A 14,236-nucleotide genomic window follows, 5' to 3' on the forward strand; every position below is an offset into this window, starting at 1 on the left:
GCTCCTCGCAGCATTTCGACCTGCGCGCCGCCGAACGGGCTTCCGCTTCGGCGAGAGGCACGTCGGCGGGAAGCATTTCGGCGCAAGGGGCGGTGCAAGCGGCGGCACAGCACCCCACAGCCGCCCCCGCGCACAACGTGGGCGGGTATATGCTTAGACCAATCCGGTCAGGTAGTAGACCCCGATCACGAAAAATACGGCCACGGTCTTTATGATCGTGATGGCGAAGATGTCGCCGTAGGATTGGCGGTGGGTCAGGCCGGTGACGGCCAGCAGCGTGATGACCGCGCCGTTATGGGGCAGGGTGTCCATGCCGCCGCTCGCCATGGAGGCGACCCGGTGCATCACTTCGAGGGGGATGCCGGCCGCCTGCGCCGCCTCGACGAAGCGGCCGGACAGGGCGCCGAGTGCGATCGAGAGCCCGCCCGAGGCCGAGCCGGTGACGCCGGCCAGCACGTTGACCGTCACCGCCTCGTTGATCAGCGGGTTGGGGATCGCCGAGAGCGCGTCCGAGATCACCTTGAAGCCGGGGAGCGCGGCGATGACGGCGCCGAAGCCGTACTCGGTGGCGGTGTTCATACCGGCGAGCAGGGAGCCGGCGACGGCCGCCTTCGAGCCCTCGGAAAAACGTTCGGCGAGGTTGCGGTAGCCGAGGATCACGGTGGCGAGGATGCCGAGAAGCAGCGCGCCCTGCACCGCCCAGATCGCCGCCACGGTCTTGACCTGTACGGTGACGGGATGGGCCGCCATCTCCGGGGTGAGCGCCGCGCTCGCCTGCTCGCCGTAGGCGGCGGTGATCCAGGCGAGCAGGAGCTTGTTGCCGATCCCGACGATGAGGAGCGGTAGGATCGCCATGGCGGGATGGATGACGACCTTGTCCTCGACCGCCTGCGGCTCGTTGGTGTGGCCCTCGCCGTAGCCCTCGTCCCCGGCGGAGCGGCGGCGCCATTCGAGATAGGCGACGCCGACCGCGAACACGAAGAGCGCGCCGATGACGCCGAGCCACGGGGCGGCGTAGGCGTCGGTCTTGAAGAAGGAGGCCGGGATGATGTTCTGGATCTGCGGCGTGCCCGGCAGGGTGTCCATGGTGAAGGTGAAGGCGCCGAGCGCGATGGTGCCGGGGATCAGGCGCTTGGGGATGTTTGAGCGGCGAAAAAGCTCGGCAGCGAAGGGGTAGACGGCGAAGACCGCCACGAACAGCGAGACGCCGCCATAGGTGAGGATCGCGCCCACCAGCACGATAGCGACGATCGCCCTTCCCTCCCCGAGGAGCCCGGTGACGGCGCCGACGATGGAGCGGGCAAAGCCTGAAATTTCAATGAGCTTGCCGAACACGGCGCCGAGCAGGAAGACGGGGAAGTACAGCTTCAGGAAGCCGACCAGCTTCTCCATGAACAGCCCGGAGAACAGCGTCGGCACGGCGGTCGGATCGGTCAGCAGCACCGCGCCCATCGCGGCGACCGGCGCGAACAGGATCACCGAGAAGCCGCGATAGGCGATTCCCATCAGGAAGAAGAGCGCCGCGAGGCAGATCAGGAAGCTCAAGGCACTCGCCCTCCCCGCACCTCTCACGGTGCGCGAGGCTCAATCTGCCCCAAGCGCGGCCGTGTTCAATGGAGGCGGGGTTACAGGGGGCGGTGCATCACCAGCGCATCGACCGGCCCGAGGGTGGGATGGCGGAACACGCCAGGCAGGCGACCGACCTCCCTGAGGCCGAGGCTCGTCCAGAGCGCGACGGCGTGGGTGTTGGTGGCGACGACCAGATTGAACTGCATCGCGGAAAATGCCCAGCGCCCGGGCGGTCTCGAAGGAGTGCAGGTCCATGGCGCGGGCGATGCCCCGCCCCCGCGCCTCGGGATGCGTGGCGTAGGCGCCGTTGGCGACGTGGTCGCCGGGGCCGAGCTGGTTGGCGCGGACGTAGTAGCTGCCCAGCACCGCGCCCGCGCTCTCCGCGACGAAGACATGGTGGGCCGGGGAGAACCAGTAGGCGAGCGCCCGCTCCCCGTCCCAGTCCCGCGGCAGGGCGTAGACATCCCCCGCGCGCAGGATCGGCTCCAGGATCGACCAGATCGCGTCGCGGTCATGGCTTTGCGCCGGGCGGATCAGGAGGTCGGTCATCGGGGCCGCGGAAGGGTCCGGTGCAAGGGGGCCGTGCAGAGGGTCCGTGCAGGCGGCCGTTACAAAGATGCCGGTCACCGGCAACAGTCACGGCGCTGGTAACACGAATCGACCGCCGCCGGGCTCCCGGCTGGGAGCGGTGGGATCTTTCGGCGCAGACGCCTGACCCTTTCGGACGAACCTCTGCCCGCGCGGAGACGAAACGTCTCTCAAGACGCGGAAAAACCTCGAAAAACAGCCCTCTCGCCCGGCTCCTGCCCGGCGTTGACGGCAGGATTTTTCCAGATTGAGACTTCGAGGCGGTCGCACCGCGCGGCCGCCCGATGACCTGTCAGAGGGAGCAAACGCGATGTATCGCAGATCGACGATCCTAGCCGCCTTTGCCGCCGCACTGTCGCTGACCCCGGTCCTTCCGGCGGCCGCCCTCGCGATGCCGATGGGCGGAAGCTTCACCGGCCGGGTCGAGAGCCAGGCACCGCAGGTTCTCGGCCCGAACGAGGTCAAGCTCCAGCAGACCGCCTCCGGGATCAATACCGGTCCCGGCACCCCGCTCGACGGCGCCCGGGTGCAGTGGGTGGAGACCCTCACGCTCAAGAACGGCCAGGGGCCGGTGCAGGGCACCATCACCTTCACGACGCCCGGCGGCTCGACCTCGAGCCTCTACCGGGGCACGGTCACGACCGACGCTCAGGGCCGCGTCACGGCGACGGGCACCTATCAGGACAGCGCGGCGACCGGCGAGTTCGCGGGCACGAAGGGCAAGGGCAGCTTCTCCCTCGCCTACACGTCGAAGACCGAGTTCGCCGGCCAGTGGCAGGGCGAGGTGACGCTGCCGGGCCAAACCTCGTCGAAGCGCTGAAACGCGACGCGGCGCCTCAGCCCGAGACGGAATCGGTCGCCGGGCGGCGCTCCGGTTCCGTCGTCGGCACCGCCTTGTCCGCGTCGCCGCCGGGGATCAGCGCGATCCGGCCCCAGCCCGGCAGCTTCAGGGCCGGGCGGCGCCAATCGAGGCCGGCCACCGCGCCGAGCAGGTTGAGTTCCAGCCCGTCGACCCAGCCGATGGTGAGGCCGACATAGCCGCGCCAGGTCAGGCGCAGGCCGGTGCCGCTCGGGGTGATTTCGGCGATGCGGCCGGGCGGCGTCCAGTCCTTGCCGAGCGCGGTGGGCGGCAGCGGCACGTCGTTGTCGGGGATGCGCGCGACGACGTGGGCGGCGAAGGTGTTCGAGTTCGGCCCCGGCCACGCCTGGTACGAGCCCTGGCTGCGGTGGGGATAGTCCGCCACCGCCGCGCGGATGCCGGGGATCGCCCGCGCCGCCGCCTCGCCGTCGAGCCCGAGCACGATTTCCGGCTCGTTGCCGAACCAGCGCCCGTCCGGCGCGTAGGCGTCGGTGCGCACGGGCCGGCCCCAGCCGACCACGTCGTAGCGGGTGTAGCGAGGCGTCCCGGCCTCTTTGATCACCACCCAGCTGTGATGGGCGAAGATGCCCCGCCAGCGCCCGACCCGGGCGGCGTAGACCCGCACCATCGCCCCCGGCACAGCGGCGGCCGGCGGGAGAAGCCCGGCGCTCGACCAATCCGCCGTCGACCAGTTCTCCGCGCGTCCGCCCTTCGCGGTCCACCACAGGGCGTGGGTCGCGAGCGGAACGAGGAAGAGAAGGATGAGGAGGCCGAGGCCTAGAAGGAGGAAGCGGAGAGCGGGCAGGAGCACGTCGGTGGGCATCGGGTTCCGGAAAACATCAATCCGGACAGGCGGCACCATCTCCGGGGGCCCCCAATGTCACGTCCGGCCCCGCTCGGCACAAGCGCCTGCGACGCCGCGCGCCGGGTGACAGTGCGCGCCCCGTGCAGCCGCGCACCGGACAGCCGTCTGATGCAGGCCGGTCACACAGGCCGTCCCCGACGGAACGGGCAGCAGATAAGCCTTGCAACATTGTAACATTCTCGCGATGAAACATTGTAACGTGACGAGGCTGGATCGACGGGCATGCGGGGCGGACGTTCAGGACGGATGCTGCTGGCGGCGGGGGCGGTGCTGACGGGCGTGCCCGGTACCGTGCTCTCGGCGCGGGCGCAGGAGGCGGCCACGCTGGAGGAGATCAGCGTGACCTCGGTGAGCCCGATCCAGGGTCGGCCCGCCGCTCCGGCGGCTCCCTCCCCCGCCGTGCCGTTCGCCCGCGCGGCCGAGGTGCTGCCGGTGGTGACGAACACCTTCTCGCCGGTCACGGTGGTGCCGCAGGAGCGGATCGCCCGCGACCAGCCGCGGACGCTCGGCGACGCGCTGTTCGACCGGCCCGGCATCTCCGCCTCGACCTACGCGCCGGGGGCGGCCTCGCGGCCGATCATCCGCGGCCTCGACAACGCCCGGGTGCGCATCCAGGAGAACGGCATCGTCAACGGCGGCGTGTCGGATCTCGGCGAGGATCACGCGGTGCCGGTCAACCCGCTCAATGCCAGCCGGATCGAGGTGATCCGCGGCCCCGCGACCCTGCGCTACGGCTCAGGGGCGATCGGCGGCGTGGTCTCGGCCGAGAACAACCAAGTGCCGACCTTCATCCCCACCCGCGGGATCACGGGGCAGGTCACGACGGGCTACACCACCGTCGACAACGGCCGGCTCGGGGCGGCGAGCGTCGATGCGGGCGCGAACGGCATCGCGGTCCACGCCGACGGCTTCGCGACCGCGACCGATTCCTACGCGATCCCCGGCGGCATCCAGCGCAACTCGGCGACCGAGACGCAAGGGGGCTCGGTCGGCATCTCGGCGATCGGCGACCGCGGCTTCCTCGGCATCTCCTACAGCCACTTCAACGCGCTCTATCAGATCCCCGGCGGCGAGGCGGCGGAAGCGCGCACCCGGCTCAACCCGAACCAGGACCGCGTGCTCGCCCGCGGCGAATACCGCCCGCTGGAAGGCCCGTTCGAGGTGCTGCGGTTCTGGGCCGGCGGCTCGGTCTACCGCCACGAGGAGATCGGCTTCGGGCACGCCCATCACGATCACGGGGACGATGACGACCACGCGCATGAGGGCCCGGCCGGCGAGGGCGTGCAGGCGATCTTCAAGAACCGCGAGGTCGAAGCCCGGTTCGAGGCGCAGCACGTGCCGGTCTTCACCGCGCTCGGCACGCTCACCGGCGCGGTCGGCGTCCAGACGAGCCGGCGGGTGCTCAACTCGCAGCTCGAGAGCTTCCTGCCGCCGACCGAGTCGCGGGTGCTGGCCGCTTACCTGTTCGAGGAACTGGCGGTCGGCGGGGGGCTCCGGTTCCAGGCCGCGGGCCGGATCGAGGGCGACCGGCTCAACAGCATCGCGACGCAGTTCCCCGGCAGCTACCTTCCGACGGACGGGGATCCGCTCAGCTACGCCCTGACGCGCCGCTTCGCCCCCAAGAGCCTCAGCTTCGGCGCCCTGCAGGATCTGCCCTACGGCTTCGTGGCGAGCCTCAACGGCTCCTATGTCGAGCGTGCGCCCACCGGCGCCGAGCTGTTCTCGCAGGGGCCGCACCACGCCTCGGCGACCTTCGAGATCGGCGATCCGACCCTGCGGCTGGAGCGCGCCCGCACCGCCGAGATCTCCTTGCGCCGGGCGGACGGGCCGCTGCGGCTCGACGCCACCGGCTACGTCACGCGCTACACCGGCTTCATCTTCCGGCGCGACACCGGGAACCGCTGCGACGACGATTTCGGCTCCTGCGGCTCCGGCGACGAGCTGCGCCAGGTCGTCTACTCGCAGGCCAATGCCAGCTTCTACGGCGCCGAGATCGGCGCGCAGCTCGATCTCTTCGCCGTCGGCGACGGCTGGGCGGGACTCGAGGCGCAGTACGACTTCGTCCGCGCCCAGTTCGACGACGGCTCCTACGTCCCGCGCATCCCGCCGCACCGGCTCGGCGGCGGCGCCTTCGTGCGGGCCAACGGCTGGTTCGCGCGGGTGAACCTGCTCCACGCCTTCGACCACACCGAGATCGCCCCGTTCGAGACCACGACGCCGGGCTGGAACGATCTGCGCGCCGAACTCGCCTACACCCAGGCGCTCGACCCGACGGTCTACGGCGCCACCGAGGTGACGCTGGGGCTGCAAGGCCGCAACCTGCTCGACGACGACATCCGCAACTCGGCCTCGTTCAAGAAGGACGAGATCCTGCTGCCGGGCCGCAACCTCCGCCTGTTCCTGACGGCACGGTTCTGAGGCAGGGCCTCGCGCCCGCCCCTACTTGCCGCGGGCCGGCTTCGCCGCCGGCCGCTCGGGCGGCGTGACGGCGCCCGCCACCGTCCAGTGGCACACCGCCGTGCCCTTGAGGGTGAGGCAGTCGTAGGCGCGGCCGTTCAGGGCGACGTGGTCGGCGAGCCCCATGACCGTGGCGCGGTCCACCGGACTGCAGCCGAGATCGGATTTCGGATCGCTCGCGACCGCGAGCGCGGCGGCGCGGTCCTCGCCCGTGCTGCGCAGGAGGCCGCGCAGGTTGGCCAGCGAGGTGCAGCCGACCACGGAAGCGGCCCGAGCCTGGGCCTTCTGATCGCCGGCCCGGCCGCCCGTCCCCTGCCCCGTCGCTTGCCCTGTCCCTTGCGCAACGGCGCCCGGCGCGGACAGCGCGAGGACAAGCACAGCCGGGGCGGCGAGGGCTCGGTGAGCGACGTGCAGCAAGCGGGACATGGAGCGGTCTCGGACAGCGGAGCCTGATCCCGAACGGCGGTTGCCGTTGTTCGGGACGAGACACCGAGGCCCGGCATACCATGCCCGGCGCCCCGGACCGAGCCTGGCGCGTCCGGGGTGAGGCCTCACGATCCCGCGCGCGCCTGCTGCGCCCGCAGCTTGGCGTAGCGCTTGAGAACCCGCTCGCGGCGCAGCCGGGTCAGCCGGTCGATCCAGAAGATGCCGTCGAGCTGGTCGATCTCGTGCTGCAGGCAGGCGGCGCGCAGGCCCTCGGCCTCCTCCTCGTGCTCGGCGCCGTCGAGGTCGCGGTAGCGCACCCGGACGCGCGCGGGCCGCTCCACCGGCTCGACCACGCCCGGCATTGAGACGCTTCCCTCCGGATGCGCGGCCCGCTCGGGCGAGGCCCAGGCGACGACCGGATCGACGTAGACCGCGTGCGGCTCGTCCGGCTGAAGCCGGATCACCACCACCCGCTCCGGGCGCCCGATATGGATTGCGGTCAGCCCCATCGCCGAGACGGCGCCGAGGGTGTCGAGCACGTCCGCCGCGAGCGCGCGCAAGGACTCACCCGTTAAGGCCTCGCCGGTCGCGGAGACGGGCTCGGCCGCCCGGTGCAGGCGCGCATCGGGATAGAAGATCAGCGGGCGGACGGGCATGCGAGCGGGTTCCGGGGCCAGGCAACAGGGCGGCAGGCCCGATGCACGCGCCGTCTTGAGATGCAACCTGGAGATCGAGTCAAGCCGGGACCCTCCGGCTCAGCGTGCCCTCGAGGATCTCGGCACCTCGGCGCCACGGCGTATGGAGCAAGCGGACGGCCCGGCCGAAGACGGGTTATCGACAGGACGGGCCCGCTCCCATGACTGTATTGGGAGGAACAGGACCCGGATCGCGCTCCGAGGGTTGCGCCCTCACCCCAATCCGCAACGCCGCCTATCGAAGGACGATATCGGCCTTCGGAGGTACCGGGACGTGAAGATTGATGTTCGGCGACGTTCGCCTTCTCCTCATCCGGACAGTCCAGATGCGGTGGGCCCGCTGATGGCACGATACTGGAACCGCTTCGGGGACGATGCATTGTCGTCCCAACCAACAAAGGAGGGATCTCCCATGAAGACCTTGACGACCCTGCTCGCCGGCACACTCGTCGCGGCGACCATGATCGCCGCGGTGCCGGCTTCCGCGCAATCGATCACCATTGGTCCGGACGGCCGGCCGGGGTTCGACCTCCGGTCCCGGGGGCAGCGCGATCGCGACGACAGCCGCGAGATGCGCAGGCGCGACCGGGGCGATTATTATCGCGAGCAGCGCTTCCGGGATCGCGACCGGTACGAGCGCCGCGGTTACGACCGTCGCGGCTACGATTACTGATCAGGGGCGAGCCCCTCAGCTTCAGGGGCCCTGCCGCGATCGACCGCGGTCAGGGTGGGGTTGCGATGATGAGGCGGAACGGGGCCGGGTGACCGGCCCCTTTTTCGTGGCCGGAGAACACCGTCCATCGTCTCCTCGAGTCCTCGACATCACGTCATGCCGGCCGTGCGTCTTCGGGATGCGCCATCGATCGCCGTACGGTTCGACGGCCCGAATCAGCAGCGGCGATCGTTTACGGCAATCCCCCAACAAATGTTGTTGTCACAACAATGTTACGCCGAGCCAAACCGGCTACATCCGACATGAGACCAGCGTAGTTGCTCCAAATGGCCAAGTTTCTTCCTCGAATTTCCGCTTTGCGCGAAGAGCAGTGCTTGGCGGAAACCTTTGCGCCGCTTGCACGGTTACCGCATCGAATCTAACCATGCACCGTCGATCGGTGGCTGCCTTTGGCAAGACCTTCGATGCCCCCGGAAGGGACGCGGCGCCGGCTTGTTTCCTCGCTCGCTTCGACGAACGGGACGGCCTTTTCGGCCGAGGACGGGACGCATTTCATACGGGGTGCCGCGGCGAGCGGAGGAGGAACCCGGATGCAGACTGGTACCGTGAAATGGTTCGATGAGGTCAAGGGCTACGGGTTCATCCAGCCCGATACGGGGGGCAAGGACGTGTTCGTGCATATCTCCGCCGTCCAGCAGGCGGGCCTGCGCGGCCTCGTCGAGGGGCAGAAGGTCAGCTTCGACGTCGAGAACGACCGCCGCAGTGGCAAGCCGGCCGCGGTCAACCTGCAGGCCAGTTGAGGCTGGATACGCTGGACGCTTGAGGGCCCTGCCCTAAAACCTGATTCCATCCCGCAACAGGTCCAAAAATGTCACCGGAGCCGCCCCGAACGGGGGCGACATCTGTTGCGTGTTGCGGCGCACTCGTGCATCGACTGCGCCGGTTCTATAAAAGGCTCGATCCGAGTCCAGGCTGCCCGGACTGTGACTGATCCGGCATCCGGCCGTGTCAATGCATGAGAAAGGTCATATGAGCGCATTCGACTTCAGGAATTTCGAAGACCGCCGCCAGAGCTCCCAAGCCGCCAAGGCGGCATTGCTCGAGAAGTTCAAGGCCCGGACACCGCTTGACGATCCGGAGATGCGTGCGAAGGCCCAGGCTCGTGCCGAGGTTGCCCGCGCCCGCGACGAGCGCGCCCGCGAGCGCGAGCGGATCCGCATCGAGACCGAGCGGAAGGCGGCGGAGGAGAAGCGCCTGCGCGAGGAAGCCGAGCTCGCCGCTCAGCTCGCCCGCGAGGCTGCCGAGGCCGCCGCACTGGCCGAGCGCAAGGCTGCCGAAGCCGCGGAGAAGAAGGCGGCCCGCGACGCGCGCTATGCCGCCCGCAAGGCCAACGTCAAGATTCGTCGCTGAGCCTCCCGCGGACGCTCCCGGCTCTCCGGGAGCGCCGCAAAGCCGGTCCGCCCAACCGATCGGCTGTTTTACGACACGACCACACGCGCCGGACGCTTCGAGCCCGGCGCGTTTTCTTTTGCCCCTCCGTCTCGTCATGATGCGGTGCGAGACCGCTCAATGGCCCCCGGCCGGACGAGCGGCAGCATTCCCTGTGGGCAGATTACGCAGTTGATGGCTGCGATCGACCGGCAACGCTTGGCAAGCCCGTCTCCGACGACGTTAGAGTGCCTCACAAAATCGCCCGGTCACAGGTCGTTCTCGCCCCGGCGATGATCAGCGCGGCGGGCGTTTTGTGAGAGATGCTTCGATTGCCGCGGATGCGCGCTGCAGGCGGCGAGCGCCGGGGCCGAACAGGGAGGGCCGAGCATTGCGTATCCTGGGCAACCACTTCGGTCCGCCGGCCCGGCGCGGTCTGACCGCGGCCGGTTTGCTTCTCGCCACGCTTCTCGGAACCGGCCTCGGGCCGTCTCCCGCCGCCGCACAGAGCGAGCCGCCGATCCGCAGCGCGGAGGACGCGTTCTGCCGCAGCGAGGCGCGGGCGCAGGTCTTCTCCGCCCCGGACCCGCTCAATCTCGGCCTGCGTGAGATCGGCCGCCGCATCTGGGCGAGCTGCATGGACCGGACCCAGCGCAAGGTCCATTCGCTTAAGGCCCGTCCGCGCAAGGGGCAGAAGCCGCGCAAGCGCCGCCACCGCTGAGCGCAGAACCGCCCTCGCGCGCGAGCGGGGCCGTCCCCACATCCTGCCGGAGAAAAAGCAGGAGACGCGTGATGGGCTTACTCGACGGGCTGCTCGGGCATGGCAGCGACCTCTCCGCGGACGAGGTGGACCGGCAGCTCGCCGGAGTGCTGGCACCGGGCGAGAGCGTGCGCGTCGCCTTCAAGGTGATCCGCGACCTGATGATCTTCACCGACCGCCGCCTGATCCTGGTCGATCGCCAGGGCATGACTGGCCGCAAGGTCGAGTACCTGACCGTGCCCTACCGGGCGATCACCTCGTTCTCGGTCGAGACCGCGGGCAGCTTCGACATGGATTCGGAGCTGAAAATCTGGGTCTCGGGGCGGCCCGACCCGATCCAGCGCACGCTCAAGCGCGGCGCCGACATCTTGGGGATTCAGCAGGCCATCGCCGGCTCCTTGAAATAGACCTCCGCCATGACTTCGAGGGATGAGTCTTCGAAGGGTGGGCCCGAGCCGGGTTTCACGGTCCGGCGCCTCGGCCCCGGCGACATCCCGTCGATGCGCGCCCTCAACGCCCTGTTCGGACGCGCCTTCGCCGAGCCCGACACCTACGGCGCCGCCCCGCCGGACGATGCCTACCTCGGGGACCTGCTGGCGAAGGCGCATGTCGCGGTGCTGGTGGCGGAACGTGACGGCACCGTTCTGGGTGGCCTCGTCGCCTACGAGCTCGACAAGTTCGAGCGGGCACGGCGCGAGATCTACCTCTACGATCTCGCCGTCGAGGCCGAGCACCGCCGCCGCGGCATCGCCACGGCGCTGATCCGGCAGCTGCAGGCCCATGCCGCGGGCCGAGGCGCCTGGGTCATCTTCGTCCAGGGCGATCCCGGCGACGGCCCGGCGCTCGCGCTCTACGAGCGGCTCGGCACCCGCGAGGAAGTCCTGCATTTCGACCTGCCTGTCGGGGCCCTGCCCTTGCCATCGGGAGCGAATCCCTCTAAAGGCCCGGCCTTCGCGTTCGCTCCGGGCCGGGGGCTGAACGGACGGTGCCGCAAGAGACAACCTCTCTCGGCACAGGGTTTTTCACAGAACCCGTCGTCCGGTGTCTCCGCCTTCGATCAACCGCTCGGGCCATCATCACGGCTCGAAGGGCTTGGCGCCGAGAGAATGCGAGACGAACCGGCCCGACACACCCGCGACGCGCGGGCGGGCTTCCTTATGGCAAGGAAAGGCCCAAGAATGCCTCTCTACGAGCACGTCTTCCTGGCGCGCCAGGACGTGACGGCCCAGCAGGTCGAGACCATGGTCGAGACCTACAAGGGCGTCATCGAGACGGGCGGCGGCACGATCGAGAAGATCGAGTCCTGGGGCGTCAAGTCCCTCGCTTACCGTATCAAGAAGAACCGCAAGGCGCATTTCACGCTCCTCAACATCTCCGCCCCCCCGGCCGCCGTGGCCGAGATGGAGCGCCAGATGCAGATCTCCGAGGACGTGCTACGCTTCATGACCGTTCGCGTCGAGCAGCTGGAGGCCGAGCCTTCCGCGATGATGCAGAAGCGCGACCGCGACGACCGGAAGGACCGCGACCGCGGTGACCGTCCGCGCCGCCGCGACGACGACTTCGGTGGCGGCGACCGTGGTGATCGCGGCGACCGCGGCGATCGTCCCGAGCGCAACTTCGGCGGGGAGAACTAATCATGGCATTCGGTGCTGGTGGTGGCGGCGGTGGCCGTCGTCCGTTCTTCCGTCGTCGCAAGAGCTGCCCGTTCTCGGGCGAGAACGCTCCCAAGATCGACTACAAGGACGTGAAGCTGCTCTCCCGCTACGTCTCGGAGCGCGGCAAGATCGTTCCCTCGCGCATCACGGCCGTCTCGGCCAAGAAGCAGCGCGAGCTCGCCCAGGCGATCAAGCGCTCGCGCTTCCTCGGCCTGCTGCCCTACGTCATCAAGTAGGACCTTCCGCCGGCCCTTGCGGGGGCCGGTCATCAATCGCGAGGGCGGCTCCCCGCAAAGGGGCCGCCCGATCGTTGGGGCGACGTCTTCAGCCCCTAACCCTGCCCATGACGGGACAGCGGGACAGCGGATTTCATGACCAAGGACATACCTGTCGGCGCCGGTGCCGGCCTCGTGGCGGCGCTGCTGTTCGGCGTGCTGCTCAAGGCCACGACGCTCTCGATCCTGCTCTACCTGCTCGCCCCGCTGCCGATCCTCATCGTTGGCCTGGGCTGGAGCCACCGTGCGGCGCTCGCCGCCGTCGTCTCGGGCGGGTTGGCGCTCGCGCTCTTCATCTCGCCCTATCTCGGCCTCGCGTTTGCGGCCTACCTCGCCATCCCCGCCTGGTGGCTCGCCTATCTCGCCCTGCTCGGCCGGCCGAACGCGGACGGCACGATCGAGTGGTATCCCACGGGGCGCCTGCTCGCCTGGGTCGCGGGCACCGCGGCGCTCGCCTTCATCGCCATCGCCGTCATCGCCTCGCCCGACTACGACACCTTCCGCGCGCAGCTCACCACGATGAGCCGCCGGATCGTGCAGGTTCAGGTGCAGCGCGGCCGGATTCCCGCCCCGCCGCAGAGCGGGACAGCGAGCGAAGCCCCCGGCAGCGCCGAGAAGCCCGCCGAGACGAACGCCGACGGGGCTATGTCGCAGCCGCCGGGAGATGCTCAGACCGGCGAGCCGCAAAAGTCCGACGACCTCGCCAGCGAAGTCGCCGACGCGCTGGCGACCGTCGCGCCTGCGATCGCCGCCCAGGGTCTCACGATCCTGTTCACCTTCTACCTCTGGGCCGCCGCCCGCATCGTGCAGATCTCGGGGCGCCTGCCCCGGCCCTGGCCCGACCTGCCCTCCACGATGATGCCGCGCTCCACGCTGCTGGTCTTCGCCGCCGCCCTGACCCTGGCGATGGTGCCCGGCTATCCCGGCGCGCTCGGCATCGCCCTGATCGGCGCCTTCAGCGCGGCCTTCGCGCTCCAGGGGCTGGCCGCCTTCCACGACCGCAGCCGCGGCCGGCCGGGGCGCTTCGCCCTGCTCGCCGGCCTCTATGTGCTGCTGTTCCTCACCCAGGGTGTGGCCATGCTCGCCCTGATCCTGTTCGGCATTGCCGATACCGCCCTCGACCGGCGCCGCCCGAAAGCTCGCGGCGACGCCTGATCCCACCCGCTTCCAAGCAACCTCAAGGAGAAGCCCCATGGAAGTCATCCTGCTCGAACGCGTCGCCAAGCTCGGCCAGATGGGCGAGACCGTGAACGTGCGTCCCGGCTACGCCCGCAACTTCCTGCTCGCCCGCGGCAAGGCCCTGCGCGCCACCGAGAACAACAAGAAGCATTTCGAGGCCCAGCGCGCCCAGCTCGAAGCCCGCAACCTCGAGCGCCGCAACGAGGCCCAGACGGTGGCCGAGAAGCTCGACGGCCAGAGCTTCGTGCTGATCCGCCAGTCCGGCGAGACCGGCGTGCTCTACGGCTCGGTCTCCACCCGCGACCTCGCCGAAGTCGTCACCAAGGAGGGCTTCAGCGTCGAGCGCGGCCAGTTCGTGCTCAACCAGCCGATCAAGACGCTGGGCCTGCACACCGTGCCGGTGACCCTGCACCCCGAGGTCGAGGTCAAGGTGACCGTCAACATCGCCCGTTCGCCGGAAGAGGCCGAGCGTCAGGCCCGCGGCGAGTCGGTGACCGAGCGCGAGCAGTTCAACCTCGACGACCTCGGCCTCGAAGTCGGCCAGGCCCTGGCCGATGCCGGCGAGGGCGCCGACGACCGCGGCTAAGTCCGGGTTTTCTCCAGGGCTCCGCCCTGGACCTGCGAAAGGGCTCGCCCTCTCGAAACCCCCAATAGCCGCATAAGCGGTGGAGAACGGGGATGCGCCGGCCTCCGGCGTTGACTTGTTCTCAATCCGTTCCAGCATGACGCCCGCGATTCCCGTGACCCGGGAGCCGCGGGCGTCTCGCGTTTCGGGGCCCGTGGCGTGCGTGTTGCAGCCGTTCCCAG

The 14,236-nt window shown here is 69.6% G+C and carries 15 protein-coding genes and 2 pseudogenes; 12 read left to right on the forward strand and 5 right to left on the reverse strand.

What is annotated here, in order from left to right:
- Positions 1 to 153 precede the first annotated feature (153 nt).
- Positions 154 to 1,545 (reverse strand): GntP family permease, encoded by a 1,392-nt coding sequence (locus tag M2437_RS13045; protein ID WP_253387644.1) that lies wholly within the window; start codon positions 1,543 to 1,545, stop codon positions 154 to 156.
- A gap of 80 nt (positions 1,546 to 1,625) precedes the next feature.
- Positions 1,626 to 2,118 (reverse strand): annotated as a pseudogene (locus M2437_RS13050) (GNAT family N-acetyltransferase).
- 349 nt (positions 2,119 to 2,467) lie between these two features.
- On the opposite strand from M2437_RS13050, the gene M2437_RS13055 reads away from it, so the two are divergent.
- Positions 2,468 to 2,977, forward strand: a complete 510-nt coding sequence (locus tag M2437_RS13055) for a hypothetical protein (protein ID WP_015824121.1) — start codon at positions 2,468 to 2,470, stop codon at positions 2,975 to 2,977.
- 16 nt (positions 2,978 to 2,993) lie between these two features.
- On the opposite strand, the gene M2437_RS13060 is transcribed toward M2437_RS13055, so the two are convergent.
- The gene (locus tag M2437_RS13060) at positions 2,994 to 3,839 is read right to left on the reverse strand and encodes a DUF3750 domain-containing protein (RefSeq protein ID WP_253387646.1); all 846 of its coding nucleotides are present in this window, start codon (positions 3,837 to 3,839) and stop codon (positions 2,994 to 2,996) included.
- A gap of 288 nt (positions 3,840 to 4,127) precedes the next feature.
- Between M2437_RS13060 and M2437_RS13065 the strand changes: the two genes are divergently transcribed.
- Positions 4,128 to 6,299, forward strand: a complete 2,172-nt coding sequence (locus M2437_RS13065) for a TonB-dependent receptor (RefSeq protein WP_253389622.1) — start codon at positions 4,128 to 4,130, stop codon at positions 6,297 to 6,299.
- A 21-nt stretch (positions 6,300 to 6,320) separates the two neighbouring features.
- Here M2437_RS13065 and M2437_RS13070 read toward each other — a convergent pair whose 3' ends face one another.
- Positions 6,321 to 6,764 (reverse strand): hypothetical protein, encoded by a 444-nt coding sequence (locus tag M2437_RS13070; protein ID WP_015824118.1) that lies wholly within the window; start codon positions 6,762 to 6,764, stop codon positions 6,321 to 6,323.
- Between the two features lie 125 nt (positions 6,765 to 6,889).
- Positions 6,890 to 7,420: a peptide deformylase gene (locus tag M2437_RS13075; RefSeq protein ID WP_015824117.1), complete on the reverse strand. Its 531-nt coding sequence runs from the start codon at positions 7,418 to 7,420 to the stop codon at positions 6,890 to 6,892.
- A gap of 451 nt (positions 7,421 to 7,871) precedes the next feature.
- Between M2437_RS13075 and M2437_RS13080 the strand changes: the two genes are divergently transcribed.
- From M2437_RS13080 to rplI, 10 genes and pseudogenes are all read left to right on the forward strand, one after another.
- Positions 7,872 to 8,132 (forward strand): hypothetical protein, encoded by a 261-nt coding sequence (locus M2437_RS13080; protein WP_004446310.1) that lies wholly within the window; start codon positions 7,872 to 7,874, stop codon positions 8,130 to 8,132.
- Positions 8,133 to 8,722: 590 nt separating this feature from the next.
- Positions 8,723 to 8,932, forward strand: coding sequence for a cold-shock protein (locus tag M2437_RS13085; protein WP_004446308.1), 210 nt, complete (start codon positions 8,723 to 8,725; stop codon positions 8,930 to 8,932).
- A gap of 229 nt (positions 8,933 to 9,161) precedes the next feature.
- Positions 9,162 to 9,542 carry a DUF6481 family protein gene (locus M2437_RS13090; RefSeq protein ID WP_004446306.1) on the forward strand — a complete coding sequence of 127 codons (381 nt, stop codon included), beginning with the start codon at positions 9,162 to 9,164 and terminating at the stop codon, positions 9,540 to 9,542.
- A gap of 409 nt (positions 9,543 to 9,951) precedes the next feature.
- Positions 9,952 to 10,281 (forward strand): hypothetical protein, encoded by a 330-nt coding sequence (locus M2437_RS13095; RefSeq protein WP_253387647.1) that lies wholly within the window; start codon positions 9,952 to 9,954, stop codon positions 10,279 to 10,281.
- A gap of 71 nt (positions 10,282 to 10,352) precedes the next feature.
- Complete coding sequence (locus tag M2437_RS13100) at positions 10,353 to 10,727, forward strand: PH domain-containing protein (RefSeq protein WP_004446301.1); 375 nt, start codon at positions 10,353 to 10,355, stop codon at positions 10,725 to 10,727.
- 9 nt (positions 10,728 to 10,736) lie between these two features.
- A pseudogene (locus tag M2437_RS13105) lies at positions 10,737 to 11,210 on the forward strand (AAC(3)-I family aminoglycoside N-acetyltransferase); the annotation flags it as partial.
- Positions 11,211 to 11,498: 288 nt separating this feature from the next.
- Complete coding sequence (rpsF, locus tag M2437_RS13110; protein WP_012255117.1) at positions 11,499 to 11,954, forward strand: 30S ribosomal protein S6; 456 nt, start codon at positions 11,499 to 11,501, stop codon at positions 11,952 to 11,954.
- A 2-nt stretch (positions 11,955 to 11,956) separates the two neighbouring features.
- Entirely contained in the window at positions 11,957 to 12,211 is a 255-nt protein-coding gene (gene rpsR, locus M2437_RS13115) for a 30S ribosomal protein S18 (RefSeq protein ID WP_004446294.1), read from the forward strand.
- 135 nt (positions 12,212 to 12,346) lie between these two features.
- Positions 12,347 to 13,405, forward strand: a complete 1,059-nt coding sequence (locus M2437_RS13120; protein WP_253387648.1) for a DUF2232 domain-containing protein — start codon at positions 12,347 to 12,349, stop codon at positions 13,403 to 13,405.
- 37 nt (positions 13,406 to 13,442) lie between these two features.
- Positions 13,443 to 14,015 carry a 50S ribosomal protein L9 gene (gene rplI, locus M2437_RS13125; protein WP_004446280.1) on the forward strand — a complete coding sequence of 191 codons (573 nt, stop codon included), beginning with the start codon at positions 13,443 to 13,445 and terminating at the stop codon, positions 14,013 to 14,015.
- Positions 14,016 to 14,236 lie beyond the last annotated feature (221 nt).

It is taken from the genome of Methylorubrum pseudosasae (assembly GCF_029504475.1).
In the GTDB taxonomy this organism is placed as follows: Bacteria; Pseudomonadota; Alphaproteobacteria; order Rhizobiales; family Beijerinckiaceae; genus Methylobacterium; species Methylobacterium extorquens.

What these genes read in the sequence shown, in the direction of transcription:
- M2437_RS13100 (WP_004446301.1), top strand. Translation starts at nt 10,353, where the DNA reads ATGGGCTTACTCGACGGGCTGCTCGGGCATGGCAGCGACCTCTCCGCG.
- rpsF (WP_012255117.1), top strand. Translation starts at nt 11,499, where the DNA reads ATGCCTCTCTACGAGCACGTCTTCCTGGCGCGCCAGGACGTGACGGCC.
- M2437_RS13080 (WP_004446310.1), top strand. Translation starts at nt 7,872, where the DNA reads ATGAAGACCTTGACGACCCTGCTCGCCGGCACACTCGTCGCGGCGACC.
- M2437_RS13060 (WP_253387646.1), bottom strand. Translation starts at nt 3,839, where the DNA reads ATGCCCACCGACGTGCTCCTGCCCGCTCTCCGCTTCCTCCTTCTAGGC.
- rplI (WP_004446280.1), top strand. Translation starts at nt 13,443, where the DNA reads ATGGAAGTCATCCTGCTCGAACGCGTCGCCAAGCTCGGCCAGATGGGC.
- M2437_RS13120 (WP_253387648.1), top strand. Translation starts at nt 12,347, where the DNA reads ATGACCAAGGACATACCTGTCGGCGCCGGTGCCGGCCTCGTGGCGGCG.
- M2437_RS13090 (WP_004446306.1), top strand. Translation starts at nt 9,162, where the DNA reads ATGAGCGCATTCGACTTCAGGAATTTCGAAGACCGCCGCCAGAGCTCC.
- M2437_RS13055 (WP_015824121.1), top strand. Translation starts at nt 2,468, where the DNA reads ATGTATCGCAGATCGACGATCCTAGCCGCCTTTGCCGCCGCACTGTCG.
- M2437_RS13065 (WP_253389622.1), top strand. Translation starts at nt 4,128, where the DNA reads ATGCTGCTGGCGGCGGGGGCGGTGCTGACGGGCGTGCCCGGTACCGTG.
- M2437_RS13085 (WP_004446308.1), top strand. Translation starts at nt 8,723, where the DNA reads ATGCAGACTGGTACCGTGAAATGGTTCGATGAGGTCAAGGGCTACGGG.
- M2437_RS13070 (WP_015824118.1), bottom strand. Translation starts at nt 6,764, where the DNA reads ATGTCCCGCTTGCTGCACGTCGCTCACCGAGCCCTCGCCGCCCCGGCT.
- M2437_RS13075 (WP_015824117.1), bottom strand. Translation starts at nt 7,420, where the DNA reads ATGCCCGTCCGCCCGCTGATCTTCTATCCCGATGCGCGCCTGCACCGG.
- rpsR (WP_004446294.1), top strand. Translation starts at nt 11,957, where the DNA reads ATGGCATTCGGTGCTGGTGGTGGCGGCGGTGGCCGTCGTCCGTTCTTC.